Consider the following 17,450-nt stretch of genomic DNA (forward strand, 5'->3'; position numbering starts at 1 on the left):
CTTGCCGTAAGGGAAGGCAATCCCCGACCGGAGAGTCCAGATATCAGCGGCAAAACGGACGGATCAAAACTTCTGCATCCGGTAAAATGAGCTCCGCTATGGGTCCCATGCCCCGGCATGTATAATCCCGGCCTCGAGACCCGGAGGACGCGAGATGGCGAAAGACCCGACCCTGCCCGTCGACCATGACGCTCGCTCTCTGGCCAAGAGACTGATGCGCACGGCCCGATCCGGTGCGCTCGCCACCAACGATGCGGAGAGCGGAATGCCCTTCGCGAGCCTCGTTCAGGTCGGAACGGATCTCGACGGCTCACCCCTCATCCTCACCTCGCAGCTTTCAGTGCATACGAGGCTGATGGAGGCCGATCCACGCTGCTCCCTGCTCCTGTCCTCCATCGGCAAGGGCGATCCGCTGGCGCATCCGCGCCTGACCCTGCAGGCGACGGCGGAGCGCCTCGACCGGGAGACGGACGATGCGAAGAAGATCCGCCGCCGATACCTGCTGCAGCATCCCAAGGCCGAGCTCTATGTGGATTTCCCGGATTTCAGCTTCTGGCGCCTCAAGGTCTCGTCCGGCAGCCTCAACGGCGGATTCGGCCGGGCCTATCGCATGACGGCCGGGGACCTGCTCGCCGACATGTCCGAGTTCTTCGATTTCTACGACTTCGAAGCCGGCGCCATCGACCACATGAATGCCGAGCATTCTGACGCGGTCGCGCTCTATGCCACCCAGCTTTGCGGGGGCCGAGAGGGCGTCTGGCATCTCATCGGGATCGACCCCGAAGGCATCCAGCTGGCCCTGGGCGACGACATCCTGCGCCTGTCCTTCCCGAAGCCCCTGACGGGACCGCACGAGGTGCGTCCCATGCTCATCCGGCTTGCGAACGAGGCCCGGAGCAGGGCTGCATGATCATTACGGTCACTCCGGGACGCCTGCGACCTGGAGCGCGTCGAGATAACGCTGGGCGAAGGTCTGGTCGCGCCAGGGATTGATCTGTCGCTGCAGGGTCAGCGTATAGGTCGGGAAGGCTTCCATCAGGCGCTCCGCCGCCATCCTCGCCTCGTCCAGGCGCCCAAGCCCGACGAAGGCCCCGATGACGACCCTGTAGGACGAACCGTAGCCCGGCATCTCCCGCAGGGCCGTTTCTCCCCAGGTCAATGCGTCCTCGAACTGTTCGAGCATGAGGTAGCACATCCCGATACCTGACAGGGCGATGCCTTTCTCCGGGTCCAGGGGGCTCAGGCGCATGGCTTTGTGGAAATGGTCGATCGCCACGAGAGGCCGGCCCGCATGGGTGTTGACCCACCCGCCGCTCGTATAGCTCTGGGCCGAGTTCGGATTGAGCGACAGAGAGCGTTCGATGGCATTCAGGGCGGCCTCGTAATCCTTCGCGCTGTAGGCAAGGACCTGGGCGGCGAACCGCAGGCTCGTCGGGTCATCGCGCGCCTCCGCCATCACCTCGCGCGCCATGCGGGTCGCGACGCGGATATCGTCGGGCTCATGCCAGCACTGGCTCACCGAGATGCTGCGGATATAGGCGCCGAGCGCTTTCGCCAGCGTGAAGCCGGGATCGATGCTCAGGGCCTCGTTCGTGAGCCTGCGGACATCGGCAAAGCCCTCGCGGGTCATCTTGTAGAAGCAGGGCAGGGCGCGCAGGTACAGGTCGTAGGCCGTGACGGAGGTGGTCGGCTTGTTGTGAGCCTGCCGGATCTCCTCGAGCCGGATGCTGGGCTCGACCGCCCCGACGACGCTTTCCGTGACCCGGTCCTGCAGTTCGAAGATATCGCTCAGGTCCCCGTCGAACCGTTCGGCCCAGACATGGTGCCCGGTCATGCCGTCGATGAGCTGACCGGCGATGCGGACCCGCGATCCCGCCTTCCGGATGCTGCCCTCCAGAACGTATTGCACGCCGAGTTCGCGAGAGACCTGCCGGACGTCGACGGCGCGGCCCTTGTAGGTGAAGGAGGAGTTCCGGGCGATCACGAAGAAGGACCTCACCCGGCTGAGACCCGTGATGATGTCCTCCACCAGGCCGTCGGCAAAGTATTCCTGCTGCGGGTCTTCGCTCAGATTGGTGAAGGGGAGCACGGCGATCGAAGGCCTGTCGGGAAGAGGCAGGGGTTTGGGAGATTCCAAACCCATCGGAGCAACGGGACCAGCCTTCAAGGCATAGGTCCTGACCGGCTCCACCATGTTCTTCACCCGTTGCGGCCCGAGATCGCTGAAAGCCAATGGCAGGAGCTTGCGCACATAGTGATAGGCCGTCTCCGATGCGCAGATCGCCCCCGGTTGCGCCAATTCCTGCAGTCGTGCCGCCACATTGACCCCGTCGCCGAGGAGATCGCCGTCCCGCACCATGACATCGCCCACATGCACGCCGATGCGGAACCGCAGGCTCTGGCTACCGGGCTCCTGGCCGAGCCGCTCCTGGATCTCGACGGCGCACTGGACGGCATCGACCGCGCTCGGAAACTCGGCCAAGACGCTGTCGCCGGCCGTATTGGCGATGCGCCCGCCATTGTCGGCGATGAGCCCGTCCATGATTGCGCGATGGGCCGTCAGGATTTGGAGGGTTCCGACCTCGTCGGCCTCCATGAGACGCGAATAACCTGCGACATCGGCCGCCAGGATGGCCGCCAGCCGGCGCTCGACCCTTTGCTTCTGCGGATTCATTCCATCCTCAGGGCATCGTCCCGGCTTCATTCTGCGGCCGTTTGGGAAAGCCGTCCAGTCGGCCGAGATACGCTGAGGCGAACCGGTATCCGTGCCTTAAGGCTCAGGAGCTCACGCCTTCGTCGCGCTTTCTCTCGCAATCCCGCTTCGGGGTCTGCTGCGGCGCCTGTTGCTGCTGGGCGACGATCCTATTGTCGTGGGAGACATCCGTTGCGTGGGACGGAACGGCGAAGGCTGTCAGGACGGCAAGGGAGAGGATGCGGAGCATGATCTGTCTTTCCTTGGTCGAAGCATGCGGATGCTAATGCGTGGCCGAGGCGATGGCCAGCCTGTTTGAAATTCATGTTGCGCGGGTTCTTTGCACCCCTTGAAACCCTGAAATCCGCTTCCTACCATCAATATCGCCGAGGCCTTTCAGAGGCTTGGCATGGCGGGCGCCGGCGGGTGTCCGGCGCTCTCACGTCCATGTTGCTCAATGGAGGATATGGTGATGAGATCAGCTTTCGACTTTTCCCCTCTGTACCGCTCGACGGTCGGGTTCGACCGGCTGTTCGACATGCTCGATCAGTCCGCTCAGATCGAGCCCATGACCAATTGGCCGCCCTACAACATCGAGAAGCTGGGCGAAGACCAGTACGTCATCACGATGGCCATTGCGGGCTTCTCTCCCGATGAGATCGAACTCACGCAGAAAGAAAGCCAGCTTCTCGTGTCGGGCCAGAAGAAGGGTTCCGAGGAGGGCAAGCAATATCTGCACCGCGGCATCGCCACCCGCGCGTTCAAACAGACGTTCAACCTCGCCGATCACGTGAAGGTCACGGGCGCGAGCCTGGAGAACGGCCTCCTGACCGTCGGCCTCAAGCGCGAGGTTCCCGAAGCGCTCAAGCCGCGCCGGATCGAGATCGCGACCGGCACCGGAACGACGCCGCTGGGACGGTATCCGCAGCAGATCGAGCACGGCAAGGCCGCATAGGGCTTGGCCGGAACGACGAAGGGCGCCGGCCGGTGCCGGCGCCGCAACCATCGGCATTGAGTGAAGGAGGAAGATACCATGAATATGCGTGATCTTATTCCCTGGGCTCGCAACCAGCAGATGGCTCCGGGCCGCTACCGCGAGGAGAGCGATCCTTTCACGGCGCTCCATCGCGAGATGAACCGGCTCTTCGACGATGTCATGCGCGGTTTCGACATGGCGCCGCTCGGCGGCACGAACCGGCCTGTCGGCTGGCCGCAGGTGGAGGTCGTGGAGACCGACAAGGAGGTGCGGGTCTCGGCGGAACTGCCGGGCCTCGAAGACAAGGACGTCGAGGTGCTGATGCAGGATGGCGTCCTGACCATCCGCGGCGAGCGCAAGTCCGAGATCGACGACAAGGAGCGCGCCTTCAGCGAGCGTTATTACGGCCGCTTCGAACGCCGCATCCCGATGGCCTGGGACGTTGACGAGGACAAGATCGAGGCGACGTTCAGGAACGGCGTTCTCACCGTGACGCTGCCGAAATCACCTGAGAGCCGTCCGCAGGCGCGGCGCATTGCGATCAACCGCTCCACGGAGGAGACCAAGCACTAATTCCTGACCGGCAGGCACCCGGCCTGTCTGGGCGCCTGCCGGTCCACGCATGCGGCGTTCACGGCGAGGCGTGCATGAACAGGGCCGCCTTGACCAGATTGTCGGGGCCGAGGTCGTCCTTTGCATCGAGTTTCAGGATTTCCGACAGGCGATTGCGGGCGCGGTTGATCCGGCTCTTGATGGTTCCGATATTGGTGCCGCAGATTCGCGCCGCATCCTCATAGGACAAGCCCTCCGCGCCGACGAGCAGAAGGGCCTCGCGCTGGTCGACCGGGAGCTTACTCAAGGCCTTGAGCATGTCGGTGAAGTCGAGCCGTGCGCCCTGATCGGGCATCACCGCCACCTTCTCGGCCCAGGAGCCTTCCGGATCCTCGACCTCGCGCTTCCTCCGGCGGGTTTGGGTCAGAAAATCGTTGCGCAGGATGGTGAAGAGCCATGCCTGCATGCTGGTGCCGGGCTGGAATTTGTCGAGATTGCTCAGGCCCTTGAGCAATGTGCTCTGAACCAGGTCGTCCGCCCTGTCGACGCTCCCGGAAAGGGAAATGGCAAAGGCCCGCAGATGCGGGACGGCATTGAGCATCTGCTGTTTCAAGGAGTGTTCGACTGACAAACTGCACAACTCCTTCGTCGGGAGCACAGGATTCCGAAGCGGACCCTTTTGCGGGATCCATCCGATGTTCCACTCTTTGAAGGACACATGGTGCGGAAAGCCGGGTCCATTTCTCCGCAAGATGCGCCAGGACCCGCCAACAGACCCCAATTGGCCACGGGCTGCATTAACTTATGCGAAGCCTGACGCGATCTTTCATCGCTAAGCAGGGACGTCGATGAACAGATCGTGAGGGTATGGACCCGCTTTTGTGGTGTGTGATTTACATTCGTCAATGAAACGAGCGGCTGTTTCCGCTAACGGTCTTGGACCGATGGAAGCATTCCAGGTCGATAGTTCATCCATTCTGGATGTTTGCTCGCTCGGCTGGTGCACCGGGTTGGAATTCCGAACTTGGCTTCCTTGTCACGTCTGACGCTCCAACCCCGAGCGTGGCCGATCGAGCCACCGAGCATGATGGATATGATGGCACAAACCCGCTGCATGATCGTGGAGGACCAGGCGTTGCTCGGCATATCCCTGGAGGCGTTCCTCGAGGATGCCGGCTTCGCGGTGGCCGGAGTCTTCATGAGCAATGACCAAGCGCTGCAATGGCTCGAAAGCGACGCACCGGACGTTGCCATCCTCGACATCATGATCAAGGACGGAACGTCCCTGGAAATCGCCCGTGCCCTGAAGAGCCGGGGCGTCCCCTTCACGGTCTATTCCGGCCTTCCCCGGAAAGACGATTGCCCGCCGGAGCTGCGGGGCGTTCCCTGGCTGGAAAAGCCGGTCAGCCGGGAAACCCTTTTGAGCGTCCTCGATGAACTAACGAATACCGCTCAGGATGGACACGGGGCGCGTCCGACCCCGCCTTCGCCTCACGAATAGGAATATTCCGGCTTCGGGCAAGCCCGGCATCGGACAAAAAGCGGAACATCCCGCCTTGGCCATCCGTTGTCCCAAAAGTTCCGATTTTTGGAGGACGCCATGGGCGTTTCGTTCAAAACCTTGGCGGCTGCGGGGCTTGTCCTTGCCGGCGCGGTCGCCGTCGAGCCTGCTCCGGCCGAAGCCCAGCCCCGGTGGGGACGCTACCACGGAGACGGCTATGCTCCCCACGGATTGCGCCAACGCTACTATGCCCCGCGCTATTATGGCGGCGGCCGCTACTACGGGGCACGCGGCTATTACGGCTATGGACCCCGCCGGTATTACGGCTACGGCTATCCCTATGGCTATTACCGGCGTCCCAATTACGGCGGCGCCGTTGCGGCCGGGGTCATCGGCGGTCTCGCCCTGGGCGCCGCCGCGAGCGCGGCAGCCAACCCCTATTACGCGCCGGGCTATTATGCCCCTGCGAGATGCGTCGTCGAACGTCGCCGCGTTGTCGGTCCCTACGGTCGGGTGGTCGTGCGCCGGATCCGGACCTGCTATTGAGGCTTCCGTAAAGTCACCGCTGCGAAAGCCCCGCCCGACGCGGGGCTTTTCTCTTCCGTTGAAGCCGGCGCCGAGAAGAGTTAGAGGCAGTTTCTGACTTTTTGGATAGGCCATGACAGTACGCTTCCATCGCGGGGACCTGCCCGCCGGCTACAAGCCCGGCCCGGCGATCGCCATCGACACCGAGACCCTCGGTCTCAATCCGCATCGCGACCGCCTGTGCGTGGTGCAGATCTCGACCGGGGACGGTACGGCGGATGTGGTGCAGATCCTGAAGGACGGGCCCTTGCCGGAGAACCTGATCCGGGTGCTCTCCGACGAGAGCGTGCTCAAGATCTTCCATTATGCCCGCTTCGATCTCGCGGTCATCTTCCACACCTTCGGCATCATGCCGCGCCCGATCTATTGCACCAAGGTCGCCTCGCGGCTCGTGCGCACTTATACCGACCGCCATGGACTCAAGGAGCTGGTGCGCGAGCAGCTCGGGGTGGAGCTGTCGAAGCAGCAGCAATCCTCCGATTGGGGCGCCGACACCCTGACCGCCGCCCAGCTCGATTACGCGGCGTCCGACGTGCTGCACCTCCATGCCCTGAAGGACAAGCTCGACGTTCTGCTGGAGCGGGAGAACAGGCTCGGCATTGCTCATCAATGCTTCAGCTTCCTGCCGACCCGCGCCCAGCTGGACCTTCTCGGGTGGCCGGAGACGGATATTTTCGCCCATTCTTGACGCCGGCTTAAACTTTCCCGCATAAAACCCATATCCGTCATAACATCGCCATGTCTCCCCGGCATGGCGCCATGCCGACAATGTGGCGGAAGGGGTTGACGAAGTGACGGGAATTCAGGGCACCACGATGCGTGATGGCCCGGCCTTGAGGTCGGCTGTACGGTCGCGCGCCTTCAACAAGGCCCGTCGCCATTCCCGGTGGGTCCGCTTCGCCAAGGTGGCGATTCCCTTCGGCTCCCTGCTCGGCATGGCCGCCGTCGGCTTCGTGGCCTATTACAATCCCTTCAAGCAGATCGAGAACCTGAGCTTCGGCTCCATCGGGGTGAGCGGCACGAACGTCACCATGGAAAGCCCGAGGCTGACCGGGTTCAAGAACGACAACCGCCCCTACGAGGTGACGGCCAGTGCCGCCACGCAGGATGTGCGCAAGCCCGATCTCGTGCAGCTCAAGGATCTCAGGGCGCGCATCGTGACCGACGAGCGCGGCAGCGTCGCGAGGCTCCAAGCCGATTCCGGCATCCTCGACACCAAGAAAGAACAGATGAGGCTGCGCGAGAACATCGTGGTCACCACGGATGCCGGCCACGAGGTCAGGCTCCGCACCGCCTTCGTGAAGTTCAAGGCCGGTTCCGTTGTGTCAAATGACCCGGTCACCGTGTCCTTCGGCAGCGGCACCATCGAGGCGGAGGGGCTCGACGTCGCGGATAACGGCAAGGTCATGAGCTTCACGGGCCGCGTCCGCACCGTCATACAGCCCTCGGGCTCCACCCCATCCACCCCTGAAGCTGCCGGCACGGGCTCCACGGCGCCTGCACCCCAACAGACAAGTATTCGTCCATGATGAGTTTCACCCGCGCCGCCCTGGCCCTCGCGCTCCTCTCCCCGACTCCCATCGACGTGGCCTTTGCCCAGGCCGGCAAGGAGCGGGCCGTGGGATTCGGCAATTTCGGCTCGAGCAAGGAGCCCATCAAGATCGACGCCAACAAGCTCGACGTCTTCGACAAGGAAGGCCGCGCGGTCTTTACCGGTGAAGTGGTGGCGGTTCAGGGCGAGAGCACCATGAAGTGCACGATCATGACCGTGTTCTACGAGCAGCGGGACCAGAACGGCGCGCAGGCGGCGGCCGCGCAGGCGACCGACGACAGCGCCATCAAAAAGATCGACTGCAAGGGGCCGGTCACCATCGTGTCGCGCACCCAGGTCGCAACGGGCGAGCATGCCACCTTCGACCGGGGCTCCAACAAGATCATGCTGACCGGCAACGCGACCCTGAGCGACGGTCCGAACGTCACCAAGGGCGAGCGGGTGCTCTACGACATCAATACCGGCGTGGCGAATATCGAGACGACGCCCGGCGGCCGGGTGAGGGCGCTCTTCGTGCCCGGCCAGGGCGGGCCTGCACCGACCGGCGCCGGCGGAGCGCCTGCCGCGGGCGGGGCCAAGCCGAAGCCGCAGCAGAGGCCGGCCACGAACTAGGGCGGGAGGCGCTCTCCCGCTTTTTTCCTTTTTCATGATCGACGATGAGCCCGTGAAACCGCTTTTCAACCGTTCTCAATCCGGTCCTTCCGATGTGAGCCTCCTGGAACCCCGTTCCGTTGGGGCGAACCCGCATGTCTTTCACCGCCCGGACAGCGAGGCCGTATTCGGCGGCCCGGGAATCCTGGCCGTCAAAGGCCTGCAGAAGAGCTATCGCGGCCGCACCGTGGTGCAGGATGCGGGCCTGAACGTGCGCGCGGGCGAGGCGGTCGGCCTGCTCGGCCCCAACGGCGCGGGCAAGACCACCATCTTCTACATGATCACCGGGCTCGTGGCCGCCGATCGCGGCGTCATCAGCCTGGACGGCCATGAAGTGACCGGCCTGCCCATGTATCGCCGCGCCCGCCTGGGCATCGGATATCTCCCGCAGGAGGCCTCGATCTTCCGCGGCCTCAACGTGGAGGACAACATCCGGGCGGTGCTCGAGATCGTCGAGCCGAGCCGCAAGGAGCGCGAGCGCAAGCTCGATGCGCTCCTCGACGAGTTCAACATCACGCGCCTGCGCAAGTCGCCCTCCATCGCCCTCTCGGGCGGCGAGCGGCGGCGCTGCGAGATCGCTCGGGCGCTGGCGGGCGAGCCGACCTTCATGCTCCTCGACGAGCCCTTCGCGGGCATCGATCCCATCGCGGTGGGAGACATCCAGAACCTCGTGCGGCACCTGACCCGGCGCGGCATCGGCGTGCTCATCACGGACCACAATGTCCGCGAAACCCTCGGCCTCATCGACCGCGCCTACATCATCCATTCCGGCCGCGTTCTGACCGAGGGCACCCCCGACGCCATCGTGTCGAACGAAGAGGTGCGCCGCTTGTATCTGGGCGAGGATTTCCGCCTCTGAGGCGGATTCCTCTTTGACGTCAAGGGAACGCAAGCGGTAAAACCGTCAGGCATGCAAGAAGCATGCCTGACGGTTCCTCGGGTGCGTTCATGAACACGATGCAGCGGCTGGAGCTGCGCCAGGGCCAGTCCCTGACCATGACCCCCCAGCTCGTTCAATCCATCAAGCTGCTGCAGCTCTCCCATGCGGAGCTCGCGGCCTTTGTGGAAGCGGAACTCGAGCGCAATCCCCTCCTGCAGGAAGGGGAGGTTCCGGCCGATGCGCCGGTCCCGAGCCTTGCCGATTTCCTGCGCGCCAAGCAGAAGGCTGAAGCCGCCGGGCCCCGGGCGATCCCCGGTCCGCCTCCGTCCCGGACCGATCCGGGCCAAGCGGCGACCGGGCAGGCGGCGGGCGCTGGACACAGCGAGCTCAAGCCCGAGATGGGCGACAGGCTCGCCCAGGCGGTGAGCCTGAGCGAGCATCTGGAAGCGCAGCTCGATCTCGCTACCGCCGATCCGAAGCTGCGCCTGCTCGGCGAGCACCTGATCCATGCACTCGACGAGACGGGATACCTCGTGGAGGATCTGGCCGAGCTGGCGGCCCGGCTCGGGGTCACGCCCGGCGAGGCCGAGAGCGCCCTGAGACTGATCCAGGGCTTCGAACCGTCCGGCGTCGGTGCCCGCAATCTGGCCGAATGCCTCGCCATTCAGCTGCGCGAGCGCGATCGGCTCGATCCGGCCATGCAGGCCCTCCTGTCCCACCTCCACCTCGTCGCCCGACAGGATTTCGCAGCCCTGAGAAAGGTCTGCGGCGTCGATCAGGAGGATCTCGCCGACATGCTGGCCGAAATCCGCCGCCTTGAACCCAAGCCGGGGCTGGCCTTCACGCCCGCTTCCGTCGACGTGCTCGTGCCCGATATCCTGGTGCGCACCGCCCCGGACGGCAGTTTTCACGTCGAACTCAACCCGGACACCTTGCCTCGCATCCTGCTCAACCGCTCCTATTACACCGAGGTCGCCAAGGTGGTGCGCAGGGACGAGGACAGGAGCTTCCTGTCGGACTGCCTGCAGACCGCGAGCTGGCTGACCCGCAGCCTGGACCAGCGGGCCAGGACGATCCTGAAAGTCGCCGCCGAGATCGTCAGCCAGCAGGAGGAGTTCTTCCGGCGGGGTGTGTCGGCCCTGCGCCCCATGACGCTCAGGAGCGTGGCGGAGGCCATCGGCATGCACGAATCCACCGTTTCACGGGTGGCGGCGAACAAGGCGATCGGAACCGAGCGCGGCACTCATCCGATGAAGTTCTTCTTCAGTGCCGCCACCGGGGAGGGTGAGCATTCGGCCAAGGCGGTCAGTTATCGAATCAGGCAGCTGATCGCGGCGGAAAAACCCGACGATGTGCTCTCTGATGAGGCAATTGCCCAGAAGTTGAAATCGGATGGGGTCCAGGTAGCCCGGCGCACGGTCGCTAAATACCGGGAGGCCCTTCGCATCCCCTCTTCGGCGGATCGGCGCCGAAAGTACCGAATCAAGGCCTGACCTGTCGGTTTCCCGACATTTCAAGGCTTGCATTGGGGCCCATTCGGATCATCATCGGCTCCAAGCGCCACATAAAGGATCGCAGCGAAGCGACGGCGCAAGAGGAGGAGAACGCGATGACATTGAGGGTGTCGGGGAAAAATCTCGATATCGGCGAGGCCCTTCGATCTCAAGTCCTGGACCGGGTGGCCGGTGCGCTGTCGAAATATTTCGACGGCGGCTATTCCGGTCATGTGACCGTCACCCGCGATGGCACCGGCTACCGGACCGATTGCGTGCTCCACCTGACCTCGGGCATGACCCTGGAGGCCTCCGGGGCCGCCCAGGACGCCTATGCCAGCTTCGATCAGACGGCCGGCCGGCTCGAGAATCGCCTGCGCCGCTACAAGCAGCGGCTCAAGGGGCGCTCCGGCCCATCGACCGGACGGCCGGGCAACGGCCTCGAAATGGCCTATTCCGTCCTGGAGGCTCCCGGCGACGAGGCGATGGAAGAGGAAGCCTATCATCCGATCGTCGTGGCCGAGACCACGAAGCCCCTTCACAAGCTCTCTGTCAGCGACGCTGTGATGCAGCTCGATCTCACCGGGGCGGCCGCCCTCGTGTTCATCCATGCTAGCACCGGCCGCACGAACGTCGTATACCGCCGCGGCGACGGAGCGATCGGTTGGGTCGATCCGCCGCTCCCACAGCCTTGAGGAGAGCTACCTCTTCTTGGCCCGGTTCTTGCGTGGAACGGTGAGAGGCCTTCCAGGCTTCACATCATAATGCAGCGTGATCATGCCTTTGCTGGATTTTCTAGACCCTCGGGCCGTTCTGCCCGCCTTGCGCGTCAACGGCAAAAAGCAGGCCCTTCAGGAACTGGCCTCCCAGGCGGCCCTCCTCACGGGTCTCACTGACGACGCCATCTACGAAGCTCTCCTGCAGCGCGAGCGTCTCGGCTCGACCGGGATCGGCGAGGGCATCGCCATTCCGCACGGCAAGCTGCCGGGCCTGACCCGCATCTTCGGCCTAGTGGCGCGGCTTGAGAAACCTGTCGATTTCGAGGCTCTCGACGGCCAGCCGGTCGACGTGCTCTTCCTGCTCCTGGCTCCCGAAGGAGCTGGAGCCGACCACCTGAAGGCCCTGGCGCGAGTGGCCCGGGTCCTGCGCGAGCCCGGACTGATCGAACGGGTCAGGGCCACCCGGGACGCCACGGCGCTCTATGCCATCATGACGGAACTGCCGAAGGCCGCTTGAGGTGAGCCGCAAGCGGATTTCTAACCTAACGTAAATCTCTCTTTAACCCGTACGCCGCAATCCTGCCGCAAAGTCCTAAAGAGGGATTCGGGGGAATGTCGTCTCTTGCTCGTTTGAGGCGGCCGTCGGTGCGGGTGCGTGTCGCCACGTTGAGTGGCGTCATGGTGCTCGGCTTCGCGGTCATCGGCGCGGTGTTTCAGGCTGGCCGCCACGAGGTCGATCAGGCGCTCTCGGCGCAGCAGACCTATTCCGCCCTGGCCGAAAAGGCCAATCTGTTCCGGGGCAGGGCCGATGCCCTGAAGGTCACGGCCGGAGAATGGACGGCCAGCCGCCTTGGGCATCACGGCCAGGCTTTCATGGAGCAGCACAAGGCTCTTGCCGGTCAGCTCGACGAGATGAGCGCCGCCGCCGGAGCCGGTCTGATCGAGCCCGAGATCGCGGCCCTGAAGCGGCATTCGACGGCCCTGATCGGCCAGGGCACCGCCCTCAACAAGCTTTATGTGGCGATCGGCATCAAGCCGGACGAGGGGGCCCAGGGACGCCTTCTCAGGGCCGAGGCGAATCTGGAGAAGCTGGTGCGCCCCCTCACGGGCAGCGGCGAGACGATCACCTGGCGCATCTGGGCGGCCATGCTCGGCATGTTCAACCAGGAGGCCCGCGCCCGGATCCTGCTGGAGGAGAGCATCCTGGGGGCCTTCGAGGTGGAGCAGGGGCGGTTCACCCGCGCGCTGGCCCAGTTCTCCGGCGACCCGAAGGACAAGGCGGCGATCGAATCCGCCAGCGTCACGTTCCAGGAGGCCTTCCACGCCTGGAGCGAGCTGGAGCAGCAGGTGTCCGGCCAGGGTGAGAAGCTGATGGGCCAGTTCGACCTGCTCGTCCCGGTTCTCGACCAGCTCCTGACCAAGGTCCGGACCGAGGCGCACAAGACCGAGGAGCAGCTCACCGCCTCGCAGAGCCGCACCTTCACGTTGATTCTCTGGGCGATGGCCGCCACCCTGCTGTTCGGCCTCGTGCTCAATGTCCTCGTCGGCCGCTCGATCTCCCTGCCCCTGACCCGTCTTCAGCAGGCCATGCGGCGGCTGGCGGACGGCGACGCGGCGAGCGAGATTCCGTCCACCGACGCCACCGACGAGATCGGCGCCATGGCCCGCACGGTCCTGGTCTTCCGTGACAATGCCCGCGAACGCGAGCGGCTGACGCAGGAGCGCGAGGGCATGGCGGCCGTCGATGCCGAGCGGGCTCAGCGGATCTCCGATGCGGTCATGGCCTTCGACGCTTCGGTCGAGCAGATCCTCGCGGAGGTCCGGCAGGTCACGGGCGACCTCGCCAGGGCTTCCGGGCAGCTGGAGGGATCGGCCAATCACGTCACCCGGCAGGCCGAGATCGCGGGCGCCGCATCCACCCGCACGGCGCAGAACATGTCGGCCGTGGCGAGCGCGGCCGACGAGCTCGACGCGTCCCTCGCCGAGGTGGCGGCCCAAACCAATGCCTCCGCGCTGGCCTCCGAGCGTGCGGTGGCGGAAGCGCGCGGCGCGTCCGGCAGCATGTCGGTCCTGTCGACGGCGACCTCGCAGATCGGCGAGGTGGCGAACCTCATCCGCTCCATCGCGGCGCAGACCAACCTGCTGGCGCTGAACGCCACCATCGAGGCGGCCCGGGCCGGCGAGGCCGGCAAGGGCTTCGCCGTGGTGGCATCGGAGGTGAAGGACCTCGCCGGCCAGACGGCCCGGGCCACCGAGGAGATCGCCCGGCAGATCGAGGCCGTCCAGGCGGCCTCGCGCGAGACCCTGGTGGCGCTCGGCACCGTGCAGGCCTCCGTCGAGGATCTGGCCGGGGTCGTGTCCACGGTGGCCGGAACCGTCGGCCAGCAGACGGCGGCAGTGTCCGAGATCGCCCGATCCGTGGCCCAGGTGTCCACCGAAGCCCAGGCCGGCACCTCCGCCATCGAGACCACGCAGGGGGTCGCCTCCCAGTCGCTCGAAGCCGCCAGGGGCGTGGCCGACCTGTCGGTCCTGCTGGAGAGCCAGGCCCAGCGCCTCGGCGCCGAGATCGGCCAGTTCCTGCAGAGCGTCAGGGCGGCGTGAGCCTCCGGAGCGGCCGGGATCCTCAGGGCTTCCCGGCCATTTCCCAGACGAGCTGGACATTAGCCGTGTAGCGGATGGTCGCCGGCGGCACGATCGGGACCGATTCGGCGCCCTTGGCCATCGCCATGGACATGCGCATGTCGGGCTGCGGCTCGAAGGGCTGGGCGGAGCCGTCCCGGATCTCCAGCAGGCGGCCCAGCGAAACACCGGCGGCGGTGGCATAGACCTCCGCCTGGCGGCGGGCATCGCGCACGGCGGCTTCGCGGGCCTTGTCTCCGCCTTCTTCCTGCCTGTCGAGGCCGAAGGTGACGGCCTGGAAGGTCATGTCGCCGCTGGCCAGGATCTCGCCGGCGAGGCGCCCGACGCCGTCGAGATCGCGGGTGGTGATCCGCAGCTGATGGTTGGCCGAGAATTTCGGCGTCTTCGCCTCTTTGCCGTCCGGGCCGACCTGCTGCGGCGTCTGGAAGACCTGGAAGTTCGCGGTCCGGATGTCCTCCCGCTTGATGCCGAGCCCCTGGATGCGGGCGAGGACCCGCTCCGTCGCATTGTTGTTGGCGGAGGTGGCCTGCGCGACGGTGTCGGCCTGGGTTGCCACCGTCACGTGGATGCGGGCGAAGTCCGGCTTCAGCTCCGCCTCGCCCGTTCCCATGACGCTGATCGTCGGCTGGCGCGGCGTGGGCGTCTGGGCGAGCGCCGGGGCGGCGAGGCTCAAGGCCGCAAGGGCGGCGACGGCGGCAAGGCGCATGACGGAAAGTCCTTCTTCAATGGAAAAGCCCCGCCCATGGGCGAGGCTTCGAGGGCTGCGGGACAATGCCCGGGCGAACCTGAGCGGCGGATTAACGGCCGGTCTTCACCTTGGTCCAGAGGCGGGTGACGGTGCGCTGCGAGCGCTCGTCATAGGCCGTGTTGGTGAAGAGGCGCTTCATGGTGGCCTCGTCCGGATAGATGCCGGGATTGTCGAGGATCGCCTTGTCGATATGCTGCTTGGCCGCGAGGTTGCCGGACGCGTAGGACACGAAGTTCGAGTTCATGGCGGCGATCTCGGGCTTCATCATGAAATTGATGAATTCGTGCGCCTCGGCCACGTTCTTGGCATCCGCCGGGACCGCGAAGCTGTCGAACCACATCAGGGCGCCCTCGCGCGGGATGACGTAGCCGACCTCGACGCCGTTCTTGGCTTCCGCGGCGCGGTTCTTGGCCTGGATCATGTCGCCCGAATAGCCCACCGCCACGCAGATGTCGCCGTTGGCGAGCGCGTTGATGTATTCGGACGAGTGGAACTTCTGGATGTTGCCGCGGACGCGGAACAGGGCGTCGCCCGCCTTGTTCAGGTCCTCCGTGCGCTTGGAATCCGGATTGAGGCCGAGATAGGCCAGCACGCCGGGGAAGAGGTCCTCGGGGCTGTCGAGCATGTAGATGCCGCAGGCCTTCAGCTTGGAGGCGACCTCCGGCTTCAGCACCAGGTCCCAGGTGTTGAGCGGCATGTCGCCGAGGATCTCCTTCACCTTCTTCACGTTGAGGCCGATGCCGGTGGTGCCCCACATGTAGTTGACGGCATATTGGTTGCCCGGATCGAACACGGCGAGACGCTGCGTCACCTCCGGCCATTGATTGGCGAGGTTCGGCAGCTTCGCCTTGTCGAGCTTCTGGAACACCTTGGCGCCGATCAGCCGCTGCAGGAACGGGCCCGAGGGCACGACGATGTCGTAGCCAGACTTGCCGGCCAGAAGCTTGGTCTCGACGATCTCGTTGTTGTCGTAGGTGTCGTAGACCACCTTGATGCCGGTCTGTTTCGTAAACTCGTCCAGCGCCTTCGGGTCCACGTAATCGGACCAGTTATAGACGTTGACCACGCGCTCCTGGGCGGCGGCGGCGGTGACAAGGCCGAGGCCTAGGGCAACCGAAGCGAGAAGACGGAACATTTAGGGCGGCACTCCTCAAGTTAAGTGTGAACGGGGGCAGGCTAGGAAATTCTCGAGCAAGAAACAATGTCCAAGTTGTTGACAGGCCACATGGATTTTCAGGCCGCCTTTTTGATCGCCTTCGCGAGCCGCTCCAGCCCGGCATCGAGGGTCGAATCCTTCTTGGCGAAGCAGAAGCGCACCACGTTCTTCACCGCGCCCTCGGCATAGAAGGCCGAGACCGGGATCGCCGCGACGCCGTGCTCCATGACGAGGCGGCGGCAGAAGGCGACGTCGTCGGTCTCGCCTAGGGGCGCGATGTCGATGTTGACGAAATAGGTGCCCTGGCTCGGGATCACGTCGAAGCCCAGGGTCCGCAAACCTTCGGTGAAGCGGTCGCGGCTGCGGGCGAAATTCGTCCGCATGCCCTCGAAATAGCTGTCGTCCTTGGCGAGCCCATAGGCCACCGCGGCCTGCAGGTTCGGCGCCGTGGTGAAGGCGAGGAACTGGTGCGATTTCGCCAGCACCTTCATGATGTGCGGCGCGGCGGCCACGAATCCGACCTTCCAGCCCGTGAGGCTGAAGATCTTTCCGGCCGAGCCGATCTTCACAGAGCGGTCGCGCATGCCCTCCAGCCCCAGAACCGGCTGGTGCCTGCGGCCGTCGAAGACCACGTGCTCCCAGACCTCGTCCGAGATCGCGATGGCGTCGAACTTCCGGCAGAATTCCGCAAGCAGGTTCAGATCCTCGTTCGAGAACACGGTCGCGGTCGGGTTGAGCGGGTTGTTGAACACCACGGCCTTGGTCTTGGGCGAGAAGGCCTTCGCCAGCGCCTCTTCGGTCAGGCGGAAATGGGGCGGCTGCAGGGTGACGAATTTCGGCACGCCGCCGGCCAGCCGCACGAGCGGCAGATAGGCGTCGTACATGGGCTCGAACAGCACCACCTCGTCGCCCGGCTCCACGATACCGAGGATCGCGCCTGCGAGCGCCTCCGTCGCGCCGGACGTCACCATGACCTCGGAGTTCGCGTCGAGATCGACGCCCTGCCAATGCTTGTAATGGGCCGCGATGGCCGTGCGCAGCTCAGGGATGCCCATCATCGACGGGTACTGGTTGTAGCCGTTCAGCACCGCATCCGCCGCCGCCCGCCGCACGTCCTCGGGGCCGGGGTCGTCCGGAAAGCCCTGACCGAGATTGATCGCCCCGGTCTCCCGGGCAAGGCTCGACATGACTTCGAAAACGGTGGTGGGCAGGTTGGCGAACAGTCGATTCATGCCGCTCTCTCGTTGGTGGATTTCCCTAGCGTCGAGGTGTTTCGTATCACGGAGCGGGCGAAGATCGAACCGG

Annotated in this window: 19 protein-coding genes; 13 read left to right on the top strand and 6 right to left on the bottom strand. The window is 65.0% G+C overall.

Annotation, left to right across the window (positions count from 1 at the left end; all coding sequences use genetic code 11):
* Positions 1 to 154: 154 nt before the first annotated feature.
* Positions 155 to 910, top strand: a complete 756-nt coding sequence (locus H0S73_RS03995) for a HugZ family pyridoxamine 5'-phosphate oxidase (RefSeq protein WP_181050941.1) — start codon at positions 155 to 157, stop codon at positions 908 to 910.
* A gap of 9 nt (positions 911 to 919) precedes the next feature.
* On the opposite strand, the gene H0S73_RS04000 is transcribed toward H0S73_RS03995, so the two are convergent.
* A complete protein-coding gene (locus H0S73_RS04000) occupies positions 920 to 2,674 on the bottom strand; it encodes an adenylate/guanylate cyclase domain-containing protein (protein ID WP_181050942.1) in 1,755 nt (584 codons plus the stop codon).
* A 103-nt stretch (positions 2,675 to 2,777) separates the two neighbouring features.
* Complete coding sequence (locus H0S73_RS04005; protein WP_181050943.1) at positions 2,778 to 2,942, bottom strand: hypothetical protein; 165 nt, start codon at positions 2,940 to 2,942, stop codon at positions 2,778 to 2,780.
* A 222-nt stretch (positions 2,943 to 3,164) separates the two neighbouring features.
* Between H0S73_RS04005 and H0S73_RS04010 the strand changes: the two genes are divergently transcribed.
* A complete protein-coding gene (locus H0S73_RS04010; RefSeq protein WP_181050944.1) occupies positions 3,165 to 3,647 on the top strand; it encodes an Hsp20 family protein in 483 nt (160 codons plus the stop codon).
* A 78-nt stretch (positions 3,648 to 3,725) separates the two neighbouring features.
* Entirely contained in the window at positions 3,726 to 4,241 is a 516-nt protein-coding gene (locus tag H0S73_RS04015; protein ID WP_181050945.1) for an Hsp20/alpha crystallin family protein, read from the top strand.
* A gap of 58 nt (positions 4,242 to 4,299) precedes the next feature.
* Here the strand turns inward: H0S73_RS04015 and H0S73_RS04020 are convergent, their stop codons facing one another.
* Entirely contained in the window at positions 4,300 to 4,851 is a 552-nt protein-coding gene (locus H0S73_RS04020; RefSeq protein WP_181050946.1) for a sigma-70 family RNA polymerase sigma factor, read from the bottom strand.
* A gap of 465 nt (positions 4,852 to 5,316) precedes the next feature.
* Here H0S73_RS04020 and H0S73_RS04025 point away from each other — a divergent pair, with 465 nt between their 5' ends.
* From H0S73_RS04025 to H0S73_RS04070, 10 genes are all read left to right on the top strand, one after another.
* A complete protein-coding gene (locus H0S73_RS04025; protein ID WP_181050947.1) occupies positions 5,317 to 5,721 on the top strand; it encodes a response regulator in 405 nt (134 codons plus the stop codon).
* A gap of 99 nt (positions 5,722 to 5,820) precedes the next feature.
* Positions 5,821 to 6,267 carry a hypothetical protein gene (locus H0S73_RS04030; protein ID WP_181050948.1) on the top strand — a complete coding sequence of 149 codons (447 nt, stop codon included), beginning with the start codon at positions 5,821 to 5,823 and terminating at the stop codon, positions 6,265 to 6,267.
* Between the two features lie 112 nt (positions 6,268 to 6,379).
* Positions 6,380 to 6,994 carry a ribonuclease D gene (locus H0S73_RS04035; RefSeq protein ID WP_181050949.1) on the top strand — a complete coding sequence of 205 codons (615 nt, stop codon included), beginning with the start codon at positions 6,380 to 6,382 and terminating at the stop codon, positions 6,992 to 6,994.
* A gap of 103 nt (positions 6,995 to 7,097) precedes the next feature.
* A complete protein-coding gene (gene lptC, locus H0S73_RS04040; RefSeq protein WP_181050950.1) occupies positions 7,098 to 7,835 on the top strand; it encodes an LPS export ABC transporter periplasmic protein LptC in 738 nt (245 codons plus the stop codon).
* On the top strand, positions 7,832 to 8,470 hold the full coding sequence (locus H0S73_RS04045; RefSeq protein WP_181050951.1) for an LptA/OstA family protein: 639 nt from the start codon (positions 7,832 to 7,834) through the stop codon (positions 8,468 to 8,470). Before lptC ends, H0S73_RS04045 begins: the two co-directional genes overlap by 4 nt.
* 34 nt (positions 8,471 to 8,504) lie before the next feature.
* Positions 8,505 to 9,368, top strand: coding sequence for an LPS export ABC transporter ATP-binding protein (lptB, locus tag H0S73_RS04050; RefSeq protein ID WP_181050952.1), 864 nt, complete (start codon positions 8,505 to 8,507; stop codon positions 9,366 to 9,368).
* A gap of 89 nt (positions 9,369 to 9,457) precedes the next feature.
* Positions 9,458 to 10,882, top strand: a complete 1,425-nt coding sequence (rpoN, locus tag H0S73_RS04055) for an RNA polymerase factor sigma-54 (protein ID WP_181050953.1) — start codon at positions 9,458 to 9,460, stop codon at positions 10,880 to 10,882.
* Positions 10,883 to 10,998: 116 nt separating this feature from the next.
* Positions 10,999 to 11,577: a ribosome hibernation-promoting factor, HPF/YfiA family gene (gene hpf / locus H0S73_RS04060; RefSeq protein WP_181050954.1), complete on the top strand. Its 579-nt coding sequence runs from the start codon at positions 10,999 to 11,001 to the stop codon at positions 11,575 to 11,577.
* 82 nt (positions 11,578 to 11,659) lie between these two features.
* Positions 11,660 to 12,118, top strand: coding sequence for a PTS IIA-like nitrogen regulatory protein PtsN (gene ptsN / locus H0S73_RS04065; RefSeq protein ID WP_114943521.1), 459 nt, complete (start codon positions 11,660 to 11,662; stop codon positions 12,116 to 12,118).
* A gap of 95 nt (positions 12,119 to 12,213) precedes the next feature.
* The gene (locus tag H0S73_RS04070; protein WP_181050955.1) at positions 12,214 to 14,202 is read left to right on the top strand and encodes a methyl-accepting chemotaxis protein; all 1,989 of its coding nucleotides are present in this window, start codon (positions 12,214 to 12,216) and stop codon (positions 14,200 to 14,202) included.
* A 22-nt stretch (positions 14,203 to 14,224) separates the two neighbouring features.
* Here H0S73_RS04070 and H0S73_RS04075 read toward each other — a convergent pair whose 3' ends face one another.
* From H0S73_RS04075 to H0S73_RS04085, 3 genes are all read right to left on the bottom strand, one after another.
* Complete coding sequence (locus tag H0S73_RS04075; protein WP_181050956.1) at positions 14,225 to 14,947, bottom strand: SIMPL domain-containing protein; 723 nt, start codon at positions 14,945 to 14,947, stop codon at positions 14,225 to 14,227.
* Positions 14,948 to 15,038: 91 nt separating this feature from the next.
* Positions 15,039 to 16,124: a polyamine ABC transporter substrate-binding protein gene (locus H0S73_RS04080; RefSeq protein ID WP_181050957.1), complete on the bottom strand. Its 1,086-nt coding sequence runs from the start codon at positions 16,122 to 16,124 to the stop codon at positions 15,039 to 15,041.
* A gap of 98 nt (positions 16,125 to 16,222) precedes the next feature.
* Positions 16,223 to 17,377, bottom strand: a complete 1,155-nt coding sequence (locus H0S73_RS04085; RefSeq protein WP_181050958.1) for an aminotransferase — start codon at positions 17,375 to 17,377, stop codon at positions 16,223 to 16,225.
* Between the last annotated feature and the right edge of the window lie 73 nt (positions 17,378 to 17,450).

Source organism: Microvirga mediterraneensis (assembly GCF_013520865.1).
Classification (GTDB): Bacteria; Pseudomonadota; Alphaproteobacteria; order Rhizobiales; family Beijerinckiaceae; genus Microvirga; species Microvirga mediterraneensis.

Excerpts from the sequence above, each read along its gene's own strand:
- hpf (WP_181050954.1), top strand. The coding sequence starts at position 10,999 with ATGACATTGAGGGTGTCGGGGAAAAATCTCGATATCGGCGAGGCCCTT.
- H0S73_RS04035 (WP_181050949.1), top strand. The coding sequence starts at position 6,380 with ATGACAGTACGCTTCCATCGCGGGGACCTGCCCGCCGGCTACAAGCCC.
- ptsN (WP_114943521.1), top strand. The coding sequence starts at position 11,660 with ATGCCTTTGCTGGATTTTCTAGACCCTCGGGCCGTTCTGCCCGCCTTG.
- H0S73_RS04015 (WP_181050945.1), top strand. The coding sequence starts at position 3,726 with ATGAATATGCGTGATCTTATTCCCTGGGCTCGCAACCAGCAGATGGCT.
- H0S73_RS04070 (WP_181050955.1), top strand. The coding sequence starts at position 12,214 with ATGTCGTCTCTTGCTCGTTTGAGGCGGCCGTCGGTGCGGGTGCGTGTC.
- lptB (WP_181050952.1), top strand. The coding sequence starts at position 8,505 with ATGATCGACGATGAGCCCGTGAAACCGCTTTTCAACCGTTCTCAATCC.
- H0S73_RS04075 (WP_181050956.1), bottom strand. The coding sequence starts at position 14,947 with ATGCGCCTTGCCGCCGTCGCCGCCCTTGCGGCCTTGAGCCTCGCCGCC.
- H0S73_RS04030 (WP_181050948.1), top strand. The coding sequence starts at position 5,821 with ATGGGCGTTTCGTTCAAAACCTTGGCGGCTGCGGGGCTTGTCCTTGCC.
- H0S73_RS04025 (WP_181050947.1), top strand. The coding sequence starts at position 5,317 with ATGGCACAAACCCGCTGCATGATCGTGGAGGACCAGGCGTTGCTCGGC.
- rpoN (WP_181050953.1), top strand. The coding sequence starts at position 9,458 with ATGAACACGATGCAGCGGCTGGAGCTGCGCCAGGGCCAGTCCCTGACC.
- H0S73_RS04010 (WP_181050944.1), top strand. The coding sequence starts at position 3,165 with ATGAGATCAGCTTTCGACTTTTCCCCTCTGTACCGCTCGACGGTCGGG.
- H0S73_RS04005 (WP_181050943.1), bottom strand. The coding sequence starts at position 2,942 with ATGCTCCGCATCCTCTCCCTTGCCGTCCTGACAGCCTTCGCCGTTCCG.
- H0S73_RS04045 (WP_181050951.1), top strand. The coding sequence starts at position 7,832 with ATGATGAGTTTCACCCGCGCCGCCCTGGCCCTCGCGCTCCTCTCCCCG.
- H0S73_RS04000 (WP_181050942.1), bottom strand. The coding sequence starts at position 2,674 with ATGAATCCGCAGAAGCAAAGGGTCGAGCGCCGGCTGGCGGCCATCCTG.
- H0S73_RS03995 (WP_181050941.1), top strand. The coding sequence starts at position 155 with ATGGCGAAAGACCCGACCCTGCCCGTCGACCATGACGCTCGCTCTCTG.
- H0S73_RS04085 (WP_181050958.1), bottom strand. The coding sequence starts at position 17,377 with ATGAATCGACTGTTCGCCAACCTGCCCACCACCGTTTTCGAAGTCATG.
- H0S73_RS04080 (WP_181050957.1), bottom strand. The coding sequence starts at position 16,124 with ATGTTCCGTCTTCTCGCTTCGGTTGCCCTAGGCCTCGGCCTTGTCACC.